A 13,456-nucleotide genomic window follows, 5' to 3' on the forward strand; every position below is an offset into this window, starting at 1 on the left:
CCGCCGGGCTTTCCGCCCGGGGTGCGTGGACGTTCTGCCGGGGAGCACGGATCACCGTGCTCCCCGGCGGTGTTGTCCCGTCACCACCCGAAGTCCCTTTTTTCCGGTGTTCTGGGCTGCCCGTAGCCGCCCGCCCGGTGGTTGTGGTGCGACCGCGCGAGGCAGGGAGACAGCGGGGCGTACCGATGCATATCGGCTGCCGTGCCGACGGGAGCCGTGTTGCGGAGCCGGGTGCGGCCGCGCATAGTGGCGCATCGGAAAGTGGCGGAACCGGGGGTGGGACGGGCGATGGCCGGGCGCGGGACGGACGAGCATCCACATGGTGCTGACCGGCTGTGCGACTCCGGGGACCGCGTGTACTCCCGGGCCGTACGGCGCGGACGGGTGCCGCGCCGGGACGCGGAGCCGGTGCCCTGTCTGCTGGACCTGGCCCTGCTGCACCCGGATCCCGACGACATGGACTGGCTGGTACCGACCGCCCCGCAGGAGGTCATGACCCGGCTGCTGCGCGGGATGTACGAGGAGGTCGACGCGAGCCGGCGCCGGGTCGGCTCGGTCGTCGCGGCGTTCGAGTGGTACGCCGGCCTGGGCCACCGGGTGCCCGCCTCCCCCTCGGCCGCGGAGGGCCCGGCGATCAGGGTGCTGGACGGACTGGCCCGTATCCAGGCCGCGATGGACGAGGCGACGCAGGCGTGCACCACCGAGGTGCTCACCGTCCAGCCGGGCGGTATCCGGCGCGAGGCGGAGCTGTCGGAGGGCCTGCACCGGGCGACGGCGCTGCGCGGGCGCGGGGTGCGGATGCGGGACCTCTACACGCATGTGGCCCGGCACGGCCAGGGCCTGCACACCTACCTGGAGCTGATGGGCGACGCGGTGGAGGCGCGGACGCTGGACGAGGTGGTCGAGCGGCTGATCCTCTTCGACCGCACGGTCGCCTTCATCCCCGCCAACGCCGAGCGCACGATGGCGCTGGAGCTGCGGCACCCGGCGCTGGTGCTGTACCTGGGCACGGTCTTCGAGCGCCTGTGGCGCCTCGCCATCCCGCTGACCGCCCCGCTGCCCGACACCGGCATCGAGGGCATCTCGCACCGGGAGCGGTCCATCGCCGCGCTGCTGGCGGAGGGGCATCAGGACGCGGTGATCGCGGAACGCCTCGGCATCAGCGTGCGCACCTGCCGGGCGCACATCGCCCGCCTCTCGGAAACCCTGGGCGCGGCCAGCCGCACCCAACTGGGCGTCCGCATCGCACAGGTCGGCCTGGACGACGCGCGCCGGACGGTGGTCACCCCTCCCGGTCGAGGATCCCCGAGCGCGCGATGAGATACCCGAGCTGCGCACGGCTGCCGCTGCCCAGCGTCGTCGCGAGCTTGGCGATGTGCTCGCGGGCGGTGCGGACGTTCATGCCGAGGCGGTCGGCGACGACGGCGTCGGTGTGGCCTTCGACGAGGAGCGCGGCGATGGCGCGCTGACGGGGCGTCACGCCGTCCAGCGTGGGCTGCCGGACCGCCCGGGGGTGCATCGGTGTGGCGAGGCGCCAGAGCCGGTCGAAGGTGGTGGCGAGGTACCCCACGAGCGCCGGGTGGCGGACCTCCAGGGCCGAGGTGCGGTCGGCGTTGGCGGGGACGAACGCGACGGCGCGGTCGACGACGATGAGGCGTTCGGTGATCTCGTCCAGCGTCCGGGCCTCGACGTCACCCGTCAGCCGTTCGTAGCGGGCGGCGAGCGAGGGCAAGTGGCGCAGGGTGTGCTGGTAGAGGGCGCGGATGCGGCCACCGCGGTCGAGCAGGGCCTGGTCGCGCCGGATCGCGGCCTCGTGGAAGTCCGGCTTGGGGTGCGCGTAGCTGCTGTGCGGCTGGATGCCCAGGAGTTCACCGGCGTCGGTCATCGCCTCGCCGATGACCCGGCTGATGCGTTCCTTGTCGCTGTGGAGCGTGAGCAGGGGCCTCGTCGGGACACCGTCGTGCCGGCCCGCCCGCAGCAGCGGCTCGAACGCCTCGACCAGCCGCTCCTCCCGCCGCCGTTCCCCGGCGATCCGGTCCGCCGAGGCCCGCAGGAGCCGGTGCAGGACGATGTGCGGCGCGACGGGCTCCCACCGGCTCGGGTCGTCGAGGGCAGGGTCCAGGAGGCCGAGGCCGACGAGGCGCGCCGCCTCATCGGCCCCGTCGGCGGGTAAGCGCCCCTGACGCAGTGCGCGGGCGTACAGGTCCAGGTCCCCCTCGCGCGGCTCCGCCGGTGCGTCGTCGTGCGCGTTCCCGTTCATGCGTGGCCCGCTCCCCGGCTCGGCTTCTCCGGCTGGAGGATCCCCGACTGGGCGATGAGGTAGCCCAGTTGGGCGCGGCTGCCGCTGCCGAGGGTGGCGGCGAGTTTGGCGATGTGGGCGCGGCAGGTGCGGACGTTCATGCCGAGACGCCGGGCGATGGCCTCGTCGACGTGGCCCTCGACGAGGAGCTTGGCGATGGAGTGCTGGATGTCGGTGATGCCGCCGGGAGCGGTCTCGTAGGGCGCTCCGGCGGTCAGCGGCACCGACCGGCTCCACATGAACTCGAACATCTTGATGAGGTACCGGACGAGCCCCGGCTGGCGGAGTTCCAGCGCGACCTGCTGGTCGTCGCGGGCGGGGATGAAGGCCACGGACTCGTCGCACACGATGAGGCGCTCGACCACCTCGTCGATCGTGCGGTACTCCACCCTGCCGTTGGCGAGCTGCTCCACGTAGGCCCGCTTCTCCGGGCTGTAGCGGGCGGTGTGCTGGTACAGCGTCCGGATCCGCACGCCCCGCTCGATGAGGGGCTTGTCCCGCTCCAGGCCCTGGATGAGGCTCCGCTCGGAGAAGCGGTCGTCGCTCGGCTGGATGGTGATCATCTCGGTCCGGCACTGCAAGGTCGCCAGGTTGAGGGCGTCGTTGATCCGCTCGCTCCCCTCGAGCACGGTGATCGAGCGGTCGGTGGTCACCGCCTGGGTGCCCAGGGCCATGAACGGCTCGAACACGTCCGTGAGCCGGATCGAGAGCCGTCGGCGTTCGGCGATGTCACGCTCGATGGGATGCAGCCGTTGGGCCAGGGCGATCGCCGGCGGCACGGGGCGCAGCCAGCCCTTGTCGTCCGGATCGGGGTGGAGGAGGGCGAGTTCCATCAGGCAGGGAGCGGCCTCCGCCTCCTCGCGCGAGACTCTCCCTACGCGCAGGGCGTTGGCATAAAGTCGGCTGCCCGGCTCACACAGTTCGGTCACCGCATGGGGATGCGCCGCATCTGTCTGATTTGCCACTGAATCTCCACCCCCCAGGGTCCTGAACATGCAGGAACATGATGCACCGATTGTGTGGCCATGATGTGTTCGAATGAGCCATCGTCTTACTTGACGGGGGACTGAGGAGACTTACACGTGAGGACGAAGCCGACTATGCGCAAGAGACTGCTTCGCTCGGTGCTCGCTGCCGCCCTCTCCGCCGTTGCGGCCTTCGGAGCGCTGAGCGGTTATTCCGACGCAAAGGGTGACACGACTGCCGACAGTCACTGGCCGTCGATCGTCGTGGACTCGGGGCGCTGAAGTGACCACTCCACCCGACGACCGGTCTTTTCGCAGGGAGATGGCGACCGCCTACCGATCCGGTTGGCACTTCATCGACCTGGTCACCGCCATCCCCCACAGCGGTGATTCGCTGATGGTGACCGTGTTCGGTGAACCGGTCGTCGTCACGCGGGACGAGGACGGAGACGTACGGGCGTACCGGTGCCTGCGGCGCCCTCGGGGGGCGCCGCAGCCCGTGCGGTGTGCCATCCGGTACGGAATGATCTTTGTGAACCTGGACCAGCGGGACCATGAGCAGGTGGAGTCCGGCTCCTCTGCCCACCGGACCATCTCGGCCACCCCCCGCAGTGCCTGACGCGATTCCCCCGTCGTAAAAGATCGCGCAGGTGCTTCCCCCCGCAGTGGCGTCACCGTGACCTGAACACGGTGACGCCACTGCAGTTTTCGGGGATGTCTCCGGGTATGGGCGGGATCGAGCGATGGCCGAAACCGGCCGTCCGGCCGTACCGACTCCCACCTCGGTCTCACCCCTGCCTTCTCGCGCGTGTGAGCGTGCCCTCCATGATCCCCCGCGCCGCCGGTTCGGGCGAGGGTGGCGTCCCGCCCGGATCGAGCGGCGGCGGCGTTCCGTCTGCGGCGCTCCGGCCCCGCCGCGCGCCCCGGGCCCCCGCCCGTGTCGCCCCGTCGTCGGCCGTCCTTCTGTTCCCGGGGCCCGTTCTGTTCCCGGGCCCCTCTCGGCTCGGGTGGTCACCTCCGGCCGGCGCCTCGCGCCTCCTGCCCCACACTTCTCGCTTCTCCTCCCGCGCCGCTGCCTCGGCGGTCCCCCGTCCGTCAACGGCGTGCGTGGGGCGTGGTCGCGCCGGAAGGTGGGAGGTCGGGGAGGTCTGAGAGGTCCGGGAAGCGGGAACAGGGACCCGTCGACCCTCCCGTCACCACCTTGAGTGGAATAGACTCAAGTTTGTGTACGCTGACCGAGTCAGCCAGGCCGGGCTGCCGAGCCGGCCATGAGGGCCGCTGTACGGTCGTCGCAAGGAGGAGAACGCGAACGTGGACGCCGAGCTGACCAACCGGAGCCGGGACGCGATCAACGCCGCCGGAAACCGGGCCGTAACCGAGGGGCACCCCGACCTCACCCCCGCCCATCTGCTCCTGGCCCTGCTGCAGGGCCAGGACAACGAGAACATCACGGACCTGCTCGCCGCGGTCGACGCCGACCAGGCGGCCGTGCGCGCCGGAGCCGAGCGCGTCCTCGCCGGCCTGCCGAGCGTCACCGGGTCCACCGTCGCGCCGCCCCAGCCGAACCGCGAACTGCTCGCCGTCATCGCCGACGCCCAGTCCCGTGCGCGGGATCTGGGGGACGAGTACCTCTCCACCGAGCACCTGCTCCTGGGCATCGCCGCGAAGGGCGGCGCCGCCGGCGAGGTGCTGACGGGGCAGGGCGCCACCGCGAAGAAGCTGCAGGATGCCTTTCAGCAGGCGAGAGGAGCACGCCGGGTGACGACAGCCGACCCGGAGGGCCAGTACAAGGCCCTGGAGAAGTTCGGGACCGACCTCACGGAATCCGCCCGCGAGGGCAGGCTCGACCCGGTCATCGGACGGGACCAGGAGATCCGACGGGTCGTGCAGGTGCTGTCCCGCCGCACCAAGAACAACCCCGTGCTCATCGGTGAGCCCGGCGTCGGCAAGACCGCCGTCGTCGAGGGGCTCGCCCAGCGGATCGTCAAGGGCGACGTGCCCGAGTCGCTGAAGGACAAGCGGCTCGTCGCGCTCGACCTGGGGGCGATGGTCGCCGGGGCCAAGTACCGCGGCGAGTTCGAGGAGCGGCTGAAGACCGTCCTCGCGGAGATCAAGGAATCCGACGGGCAGATCATCACCTTCATCGACGAGCTGCACACGGTGGTCGGCGCCGGGGCCGGCGGCGACTCCGCCATGGACGCCGGCAACATGCTCAAGCCGATGCTCGCCCGCGGTGAGCTGCGCATGGTCGGCGCCACCACCCTCGACGAGTACCGCGAGCGGATCGAGAAGGACCCGGCGCTCGAGCGGCGCTTCCAGCAGGTGCTGGTCGCCGAGCCGTCCGTCGAGGACTCCATCGCCATCCTGCGCGGCCTGAAGGGCCGCTACGAGGCCCACCACAAGGTGCAGATCGCCGACAGCGCCCTGGTCGCGGCGGCGACCCTCTCCGACCGTTACATCACCTCCCGCTTCCTGCCCGACAAGGCCATCGACCTCGTCGACGAGGCGGCTTCCCGCCTCCGCATGGAGATCGACTCCTCGCCCGTCGAGATCGACGAACTCCAGCGCGCCGTCGACCGGTTGAGGATGGAGGAGCTGGCGATCGGCAAGGAGACCGACGCCGCCTCCCGCGAGCGCCTGGAGAAGCTGCGCCGCGACCTCGCCGACAAGGAGGAGGAACTGCGCCACCTCACCGCCCGCTGGGAGAAGGAGAAGCAGTCCCTCAACCGCGTCGGCGAGCTGAAGGAGAAGCTCGACGACCTGCGCGGCCAGGCCGAACGGGCCCAGCGCGAAGGCGACTTCGACACCGCCTCCAAGCTCCTCTACGGCGAGATCCCGGCCCTGGAACGCGACCTGGAAGCCGCCTCCGAGGCCGAGGAGGAGGTCGCCAAGGACACCATGGTCAAGGAGGAGGTCGGCTCCGACGACATCGCCGACGTCGTCGCCTCCTGGACCGGCATCCCCGCCGGCCGCCTGCTGGAGGGCGAGACGCAGAAGCTGCTGCGCATGGAGGAGGAGCTGGGCAAGCGGCTCATCGGCCAGCTCGAGGCCGTACGGGCGGTGTCCGACGCCGTGCGCCGCAGCCGCGCCGGAATCGCCGACCCCGACCGGCCCACCGGCTCCTTCCTCTTCCTCGGCCCCACCGGCGTCGGCAAGACCGAACTGGCCAAGGCGCTCGCCGACTTCCTCTTCGACGACGAGCGGGCGATGGTCCGCATCGACATGTCGGAGTACGGCGAGAAGCACAGCGTGGCCCGCCTGGTCGGCGCCCCGCCCGGTTACGTCGGCTACGAGGAGGGCGGCCAGCTCACCGAGTCCGTGCGCCGCCGCCCGTACAGCGTGGTGCTCCTCGACGAGGTGGAGAAGGCCCACCCCGAGGTCTTCGACATCCTGCTCCAGGTCCTCGACGACGGCCGGCTCACCGACGGCCAGGGCCGCACGGTCGACTTCCGCAACACGATCCTGGTGCTCACGTCCAACCTGGGCAGCCAGTTCCTGGTCGACCCGATCAGCACCGAGGAGCAGAAGAAGGAACAGGTCCTGGAAGTGGTCCGGTCCTCCTTCAAGCCGGAGTTCCTCAACCGGCTCGACGACCTGGTCGTCTTCTCCGCGCTGACCAAGGCCGAGCTGGAGCGCATCGCCGCACTGCAGCTCGACCGGCTGGGCCGGCGCCTCGCCGAACGCCGGCTCACCCTGGACATCACCCCCGAGGCGCTGGCCTGGCTGGCGGAGGAGGGCATGGACCCGGCCTACGGCGCCCGTCCGCTGCGCCGACTGGTGCAGACCGCCATCGGGGACCGGCTCGCCAAGGAGATCCTCTCCGGCGAGATCAAGGACGGCGACACGGTCCGCGTGGACCGCTTCGGCGAGGGCCTCCTGGTGGGACCGGCCACGGGCAAGACGCTGTAGTACCCCCGGGCGACGGTCTCCATGATCGACGAGATGTGATCATGGAGACCGGACCCCGGCGGAAGCCCATCGGCCAGGCAGGTTGCCCGGCACGGGCCAAGAGAGAGAGGGTGGGGAATACGTCTGGTCCCACATCCACGGCCGGACGCCAGACGACCGCAGGAGTGTCCCAGCATGTCCATCGACCCGTCCTCGATTCCCAATTTCGGGGGCCAGCCCGAGCCGCAGCCCCAAGGACCGGCGGGCCCCGTCGTCCCGGATCAGGACCTCGTGAAGCAGCTCCTCGACCAGATGGAGCTCAAGTACGTCGTCGACGACGAGGGTGACCTCGCGGCGCCGTGGGAGCAGTTCCGCACCTACTTCATGTTCCGTGGGGAGGGCGACCAGCAGATCTTCTCCGTGCGGACCTTCTACGACCGCCCGCACCAGATCGAGGAGAAGCAGCATCTGCTCGAGTCGATCGACGACTGGAACCGCCGCACTCTGTGGCCCAAGGTCTACACCCACACCCACGACGACGGCACCGTCCGTCTCATCGGTGAGGCCCAGATGCTGATCGGCATGGGCGTCAGCCTGGAGCACTTCGTCTCCTCGACGGTCAGCTGGGTGCGGGCCGCGATCGAGTTCGACAAGTGGCTCGTCGAGCAGCTGGGCCTGGAGCAGGAGATCAACGAAGCGGAGAAGCCCGACGACGAGTAGGGAGCCCTTTTCCCGCTCTTCCCGCGCGTACGCGTGAAGGAGCCCGGCTCCGGAGCGACCCCACGGTCACCCGGAGCCGGGCTCCTTCGTTTCCCCCACAGACCCGCCGTCCGACGCTTCTCACTCGGAGCCGCAGAGGGCGCGGTCGGCGAGGTCACGCAGGATGTCCTCCTGGCGGTCCGCCGTGTCCGGGTCTCCCGGGCGGCTGTGCGTGGAGACGGTGACGCTGCGACGGCCGTCCGTCGTGGTGGCGGCCCGGACGAGGTAGCCGAATCCGCTTCCCCCGTGACCGAGGTAACCGCCGCCGCAGGACAAGGGTGTGAAGAACAGCCCCAGGCCGCTTCGGGTGCCCGCGGGGTGACCGCTGTCCTGGGGCATCGGGACGGTGGTCCGCATGGCGGAGAGGGTGGCGGGTTCCAGCAGCCGCCCGCGGGTCAGGGCGGTGAGGAAGCGGTCGAGGTCGCGGGCCGTGCCGGTCATCGCTCCGTCGGCCCCGAGGTCGAAGGGCCGGTAGGGGATCGTGGTGTCGACCATCGGACCGTCCGGGGTGAACTGCTGGTGGTTGGCCGCGTGCGGCTGCGGCAGGAAGGGCCGGGTACCGGGGATGTCCGTGTGCCGCAGCCCGAGGGGGCGCAGGACGCGGTCGCGGACCTCCTGCTCCCAGGAGCGGCCGGTGACCTTCTCGATGATCATCCCGGCGAGGACGTAGTTCGTGTTGGAGTACTCCCAGCTCTTCCCCGGTGGGAAGGCGGGCTCGTGGCGCATGGCCAGGGCGACCAGCTGTGCGGGCCGGTAGGCGTGCCACCGATGGGCGTAGTACGTCTCGGCGCTCGGGTCGGGGTAGACGTCGGCCGTGTAGTCGTACAGTCCGCTGGTGTGCTGCAGCAGGTCGCGGAGCGTGATCGTACGACCGTCGTTGCCGGCGCCGGTCACCACTCCGGGCAGTAACCGCTCCACCGTCCGGTCGAGCGACAGTCGCCCCTCGTCCACCAGCTGCAGCACGACGGTCGCGACGAACGTCTTGGTGACACTGCCCAGACGCAGATGGCCGTCCTCGGGAACCGGGCGGCCGCTGACCAGGTCCCCCACACCGGAGCGGGCGGTGACGGTCCCCCGGGGTGTCTCCAGGCGGACCGAGACCCCCGTGACCCCGGCATCGCGCAGCGCGTCGGCGTCCTGCTGCACGGACCGGTTCACGGCGGAAGGGCGCGGCGCGGGTGGCGAGGCCGCCGCGGGCGGAACGGCCGACAGGGCCAGCGCCAGAACAGCGGCGGACAACGACGATCGACGAAGAACCATGCCCCGAGGCTAGGAACAGCCCGCCCCACCGCCCATCCGGTTGGCCCCCGCCGCATCGGGTGCCACCGGGATGGACAGTGCCCGGAAGAAACCAGAACCGTGCTCGCGCGGTTCCCGGGGGACCTCGGCCACAGCGCGGCAGGGCATCCGTCTGCGTTTCCGCATCTTTCGCGGTGGAAGTCAGATTGCAGTCAGAGTATGGTCTGAGTATGGCTATTGCGCACCTGTCGTCCGAATCAGAAGCCGTCACGTTCACAGACCTGTCCCGGAACCCGAAGGCCGTGGCAGCCAGGGCTGCTGCTCTGGGATGTCTGCGCGTCACGCACCGGGACGCGCCCGACATGGTGCTGACCACGGCCATCCACGCGGAGCGCACCGAGGAAAATTTGACCACTGCGTCCCGACTGTTCCTGGCTCTGATGAAGCAGGCGGACGGCGTCAGGTCGCTTCTGCTTGCGTTGCCCGAGGTGTTCCCGTGGGTGCGTCACCTGGATGACGAAGAGGTCCGGGAATTTACCATCGAGCTCATGGACGCGCTGTCCGATGCCGCTGAACTGGGTGCCAGGGAGGCTGTGCACCGAGCAATCGTTTCGTGGCGGGCAACTGCCCGTATCAATGCCGACCCTGACCAGCTCAGGGCAGCACTCCGCCCGCTCGGTGACGTGGACTTCGGCCCGGTCGAGGTGCACGAGTGAGCCCCAAGAAGGGCGATCGGGTAAGCGTCCCACCGCTGAGCGGCTGGAACGTAATCCATGGAACGACGGAGGCGGCAACAGGTTGGGAGGAGCTGTGCCGGGTGGCGCTGCCGAACGCGCATCGCTGTCTGGAAGCTCTTCGCGCAGACCCGTTGTCGCGTGCCAACTGGAATCGGCAACACCAGCTTCGCGGCAGGCATGCGACCAAGGAATGGAAGGGCTCCGAACTGGAGCAGTGGGAGTACGAGATCACCAGTGGCGGCCGGGTCCGCTACCTGGTCAGCCCGGAGACCTCGACCGTAATCCTGGTGTACGCCTCCACGCGACATCCGAAGGACACTGAATAGCCTCCAGTGCTTCGCGCTTGTCGGAAGGCGGAGTGATACCGGGCGGCCCTGCCCGATGTCCACCGACGACGGGCTCTGTACTGCAAAGCCCCACCGTGCTCAACCCCGGTCCGTATCCGGCGGCATCGCGTCCGCGATGCCGAGCGGAACCGACTCCAGCCCAGTGGTCTCGGCGAAAGCTGAACGGGAGCGCCGATCGGAAATGGTCGACGCCAGGTGCCCTCGCGGCGATCAAGGCCAGAGTTGTGATGTCCACGTCGCACACGTCCATGGGCGCGGCACCGTTGAACCACAGCCGCTCGTTCGCCATCGCCAGGTCGACCGCCGTGCTGTACCGCTGAGCCAGCGTGCGGAGATGTGAGGGGCCCCGTCCAGCGCGGAGTGAGGGCAGCTGCCATGATCAGGAGGATGCCGAGAACCGCGAACACCAGGGCGGCACCGGTCGCGTCCCGTGGCAGGGGCGAGCAGGAGACACCCGCCCCGGACCGACGGTACTGACGATCAGGTAGCAGGCGGCGGCGAGCGAGAGCCACGCCCGGCGGCCGGGGCTCGGGAACGAGCGCTCAATCCTGCGGGACTTCCTCGATCACGGTCTCTCCGAAGCGCCACGAACCCCGATTGCCGACCGCCTCCGCGCGCAGGCCCATCTCCCAGGCGATCCGGGCTGCCCGCTGCTGCGTCACGTCGGGGTACTCCCCGGGGTGCACCTTGATGTAGCCGCGGCGGTCGGTGGGGTACGTGCGCAGGGCCTCGCGCAGCTTCTCCTCCTGCTCCTCCTGCGTGGAGTGGTCGCCGGTGACGGTCTTGTACGCCTTCCGTGCACCGCCCGGTCGCTTCTGCGCGTCCCGGCGCCTCGCGGCGTCCGACCCGCGCCAAGTCATCCAGCCGACGGAGCCGAGCGCGGCGAGGGCAAGCGCCCCCGCGCCGAGCTGCTCAGCAGTGGCGTCCGCCTGGCCCGGGGTCCGGGGGCGTAGTTCACCCTCGGGATCCTCGATCACCGTCAGTACCTGGCCGACGTTGTAGAGGTCGGACGTCGTTTCCATCTCGGGCCCTGGGATGCGTGTGCCGTCCTGCCGCTCCAGCGTGTAGTAGGAGTGGCGGCCCTTGCGTCCCTGGGCCGGGTCGAGTCGTTCCTTCACCACTGTGGCGGTGACTTTCTCGCCGCGCTGCTGAAGGGTGAGGTCGTCGCGCGCCATGCCGATGACGTGCGCGGACATCGCAGACGTGATCACGATGAACAGCGCCGCGTACGTGCTCGACTCCCTGGCCCCCAGTTTCCGGATGAGCACGATGAGCAGCATTCCGTGCACAATCCACAGGGGAACCTGGACGACCGGCCCGAAGTCGTCCGCCAGGAGGAACATCCCTGCGATCACGGCGAACACGTAGCAGCCGATGCCGACCGCCAGCAGGACGGGATATCGGGTGCGCCTCTTGCGCGCCTCGTCCTCTGCTTGTGCACCGCCGCTCATGCTGGTTTCTCCGTTCCTCCGGTATCCGGGCCGTCGGCCTCTGGGGTGTTCTCCCCGTGCGGTTCCTTCGTCGAGACCGACTTCATGATGCCGCTGAGCACATCGAGGTATTCAGTCCGGTGTTCGATGTCCTCGGTCATGAAGGCGAAGAGGGCCGAGCCGGGACCGGTCTTCAACGGCACGCAGAACTGCACCTGCCGGACCGTGGCGGCTACGGGCTCGTCCAGACCGAAGAGTACGCCGGGGATCTGCAGTTCCTGATCGCGTATGCAGAGGGCGGAGATGCCGTACGGCAGCATGACCAGCCCGACCTCGGCTCCGATGCCCTGGCCTGCGCGAATAGCAACTCCGACAGGTAGGGCATCTGCCCGACCCTCATTCGGGATGAAAGGGGCGTGTGTTCAGGACGCCAGGCGTTGCAGGCGGTTGGCGGCCTCGTGGAGAACGTCGTCCTTCTTGCAGAAGGTGAAGCGGACCTGGCTGCGGCCGGCTTCCGGGTCGTCGTAGAAGACGGAGTTGGGGACGGCGACGACGCCGCAGCGTTCGGGGAGGGCGCGGCAGAAGGCGTGGGCGTCCTTCTCGCCGAAGGGGGTGATGTCGGTGGTGATGAAGTAGGTGCCCCGGGGCCGGTGGACCTCGAACCCGGCGGCGCGCAGGCCGTCGCCGAGCAGGTCGCGCTTGCGCTGGTGGTCGGCGCGGAAGGCGTCGAAGTACGCCTCCGGCAGGGCGAGGGCCTCGGCGACGGCGTACTGGAAGGGGCCCGCGGAGACGTAGGTCAGGAACTGCTTGGCCGAGCGGACCGCCGTCACCAGTGCGGGTGTACCCGTCACCCAGCCGACCTTCCAGCCGGTGAAGGAGAACGTCTTGCCCGCGCTGGAGATGGTCACCGTGCGCTCCCGCATGCCCGGGAAGGTCGCCAGCGGTACGTGTACGGCGTCGTCGAAGACCAGGTGCTCGTACACCTCGTCGGTGACCACCAGCAGGTCGCGCTCCACCGCCAGCGCGGCGACCGCGGACAACTCCTCGCAGGTGAGGACGGTGCCGGTCGGGTTGTGCGGGGTGTTGATCAGCAGCAGGCGGGTGCGGTCGGTGACGGCGTCGCGCAGCTCGTCGAGGTCGAGGCGGAAACGGCCCTCGCGCGGGCGCAGGGTGACCGGTACGCGGGTGGCGCCCGCCATGGCGACGCAGGCCGCGTAGGAGTCGTAGTACGGCTCCAGGGCGATCACCTCGTCGCCGGGTTCCAGCAGCGCGAGCAGCGCGGCGGCGATCGCCTCGGTGGCGCCGGCGGTGACCAGGACCTCCGTGTCGGGGTCGAGGGACAGGCCGTAGCGGCGCCGCTGGTGCGCGGCGATCGCGGTGCGCAGCTCGGGGACGCCGGGGCCGGGCGGGTACTGGTTGCCGCGGCCGTCCCGCAGCGCCCGCACCGCCGCCTCCCTGATCTCCTCGGGGCCGTCGGTGTCGGGGAAACCCTGGCCGAGGTTGATGGAACCGGTCCGCAGGGCCAGGGCGGACATCTCCGCGAAGATAGTGGTCCCGAACTCGGCGAGTCGGCGGTTCAGGAGGGGGCGCGCGCTGGAGGTCATGCCGGTCATCCTGCGCCGAACCTCTGGAGTTCCTCAACTCTGCTTTGGCCCGCGCGGGCAGCGGGCATCTCCCGTCCACACGCGTGAGCGAGGCACCCACGGGGGGTTGCCTCGGGGGATTCACGGGGACGAAAGGACGGTGGCGCCATGGCCATCGGCATCACCTTGGTTCTGCTCTTCGCGCTGGT

General features: G+C 70.0%; 12 protein-coding genes. 6 read left to right on the forward strand and 6 right to left on the reverse strand.

Annotation, left to right across the window (positions count from 1 at the left end):
- The first annotated feature begins 288 nt into the window (after positions 1–288).
- Entirely contained in the window at positions 289–1,320 is a 1,032-nt protein-coding gene (locus DIZ27_RS05530; protein ID WP_109377150.1) for a helix-turn-helix transcriptional regulator, read from the forward strand.
- Here DIZ27_RS05530 and DIZ27_RS05535 read toward each other — a convergent pair.
- On the reverse strand, positions 1,283–2,260 hold the full coding sequence (locus DIZ27_RS05535) for a helix-turn-helix transcriptional regulator (RefSeq protein ID WP_109377151.1): 978 nt from the start codon (positions 2,258–2,260) through the stop codon (positions 1,283–1,285). The two genes, DIZ27_RS05530 and DIZ27_RS05535, sit on opposite strands and share 38 nt — an antisense overlap.
- The gene (locus DIZ27_RS05540) at positions 2,257–3,294 is read right to left on the reverse strand and encodes a helix-turn-helix transcriptional regulator (RefSeq protein ID WP_109377152.1); all 1,038 of its coding nucleotides are present in this window, start codon (positions 3,292–3,294) and stop codon (positions 2,257–2,259) included. The genes DIZ27_RS05535 and DIZ27_RS05540 overlap by 4 nt, the downstream gene beginning before the upstream one ends.
- Before the next feature lie 253 nt (positions 3,295–3,547).
- Here DIZ27_RS05540 and DIZ27_RS05545 point away from each other — a divergent pair, with 253 nt between their 5' ends.
- The 3 genes from DIZ27_RS05545 to DIZ27_RS05555 all read left to right on the forward strand — a co-directional run bounded on the left by DIZ27_RS05545 (position 3,548) and on the right by DIZ27_RS05555 (position 7,872).
- Positions 3,548–3,883 carry a hypothetical protein gene (locus tag DIZ27_RS05545; RefSeq protein ID WP_109377153.1) on the forward strand — a complete coding sequence of 112 codons (336 nt, stop codon included), beginning with the start codon at positions 3,548–3,550 and terminating at the stop codon, positions 3,881–3,883.
- A gap of 692 nt (positions 3,884–4,575) precedes the next feature.
- A complete protein-coding gene (gene clpB, locus DIZ27_RS05550; protein WP_109377154.1) occupies positions 4,576–7,173 on the forward strand; it encodes an ATP-dependent chaperone ClpB in 2,598 nt (865 codons plus the stop codon).
- Positions 7,174–7,347: 174 nt separating this feature from the next.
- Positions 7,348–7,872 (forward strand): YbjN domain-containing protein, encoded by a 525-nt coding sequence (locus DIZ27_RS05555; RefSeq protein WP_109377155.1) that lies wholly within the window; start codon positions 7,348–7,350, stop codon positions 7,870–7,872.
- A 120-nt stretch (positions 7,873–7,992) separates the two neighbouring features.
- Here DIZ27_RS05555 and DIZ27_RS05560 read toward each other — a convergent pair whose 3' ends face one another.
- Positions 7,993–9,171, reverse strand: a complete 1,179-nt coding sequence (locus DIZ27_RS05560; RefSeq protein ID WP_109377156.1) for a serine hydrolase — start codon at positions 9,169–9,171, stop codon at positions 7,993–7,995.
- 209 nt (positions 9,172–9,380) lie between these two features.
- Between DIZ27_RS05560 and DIZ27_RS05565 the strand changes: the two genes are divergently transcribed.
- Positions 9,381–9,866: a prevent-host-death family protein gene (locus tag DIZ27_RS05565; RefSeq protein ID WP_109377157.1), complete on the forward strand. Its 486-nt coding sequence runs from the start codon at positions 9,381–9,383 to the stop codon at positions 9,864–9,866.
- A complete protein-coding gene (locus DIZ27_RS05570; protein WP_109377158.1) occupies positions 9,863–10,213 on the forward strand; it encodes a hypothetical protein in 351 nt (116 codons plus the stop codon). Before DIZ27_RS05565 ends, DIZ27_RS05570 begins: the two co-directional genes overlap by 4 nt.
- A 563-nt stretch (positions 10,214–10,776) precedes the next feature.
- Here DIZ27_RS05570 and DIZ27_RS05575 read toward each other — a convergent pair.
- From DIZ27_RS05575 to DIZ27_RS05585, 3 genes are all read right to left on the reverse strand, one after another.
- Positions 10,777–11,685, reverse strand: a complete 909-nt coding sequence (locus tag DIZ27_RS05575; RefSeq protein WP_181383409.1) for a hypothetical protein — start codon at positions 11,683–11,685, stop codon at positions 10,777–10,779.
- A complete protein-coding gene (locus DIZ27_RS05580; RefSeq protein WP_109377159.1) occupies positions 11,682–11,984 on the reverse strand; it encodes a hypothetical protein in 303 nt (100 codons plus the stop codon). Before DIZ27_RS05580 ends, DIZ27_RS05575 begins: the two co-directional genes overlap by 4 nt.
- A gap of 102 nt (positions 11,985–12,086) precedes the next feature.
- Positions 12,087–13,277: a pyridoxal phosphate-dependent aminotransferase gene (locus DIZ27_RS05585; protein WP_109377160.1), complete on the reverse strand. Its 1,191-nt coding sequence runs from the start codon at positions 13,275–13,277 to the stop codon at positions 12,087–12,089.
- Positions 13,278–13,456 lie beyond the last annotated feature (179 nt).

This window comes from Streptomyces sp. NWU339, assembly GCF_003143855.1.
GTDB lineage: Bacteria > Actinomycetota > Actinomycetes > Streptomycetales > Streptomycetaceae > Streptomyces.

What these genes read in the sequence shown, in the direction of transcription:
- DIZ27_RS05530 (WP_109377150.1), top strand. Translation starts at nt 289, where the DNA reads ATGGCCGGGCGCGGGACGGACGAGCATCCACATGGTGCTGACCGGCTG.
- DIZ27_RS05535 (WP_109377151.1), bottom strand. Translation starts at nt 2,260, where the DNA reads ATGAACGGGAACGCGCACGACGACGCACCGGCGGAGCCGCGCGAGGGG.
- DIZ27_RS05540 (WP_109377152.1), bottom strand. Translation starts at nt 3,294, where the DNA reads ATGTTCAGGACCCTGGGGGGTGGAGATTCAGTGGCAAATCAGACAGAT.
- DIZ27_RS05555 (WP_109377155.1), top strand. Translation starts at nt 7,348, where the DNA reads ATGTCCATCGACCCGTCCTCGATTCCCAATTTCGGGGGCCAGCCCGAG.
- DIZ27_RS05560 (WP_109377156.1), bottom strand. Translation starts at nt 9,171, where the DNA reads ATGGTTCTTCGTCGATCGTCGTTGTCCGCCGCTGTTCTGGCGCTGGCC.
- DIZ27_RS05565 (WP_109377157.1), top strand. Translation starts at nt 9,381, where the DNA reads ATGGCTATTGCGCACCTGTCGTCCGAATCAGAAGCCGTCACGTTCACA.
- DIZ27_RS05575 (WP_181383409.1), bottom strand. Translation starts at nt 11,685, where the DNA reads ATGAGCGGCGGTGCACAAGCAGAGGACGAGGCGCGCAAGAGGCGCACC.
- DIZ27_RS05580 (WP_109377159.1), bottom strand. Translation starts at nt 11,984, where the DNA reads ATGCTGCCGTACGGCATCTCCGCCCTCTGCATACGCGATCAGGAACTG.
- DIZ27_RS05585 (WP_109377160.1), bottom strand. Translation starts at nt 13,277, where the DNA reads ATGACCGGCATGACCTCCAGCGCGCGCCCCCTCCTGAACCGCCGACTC.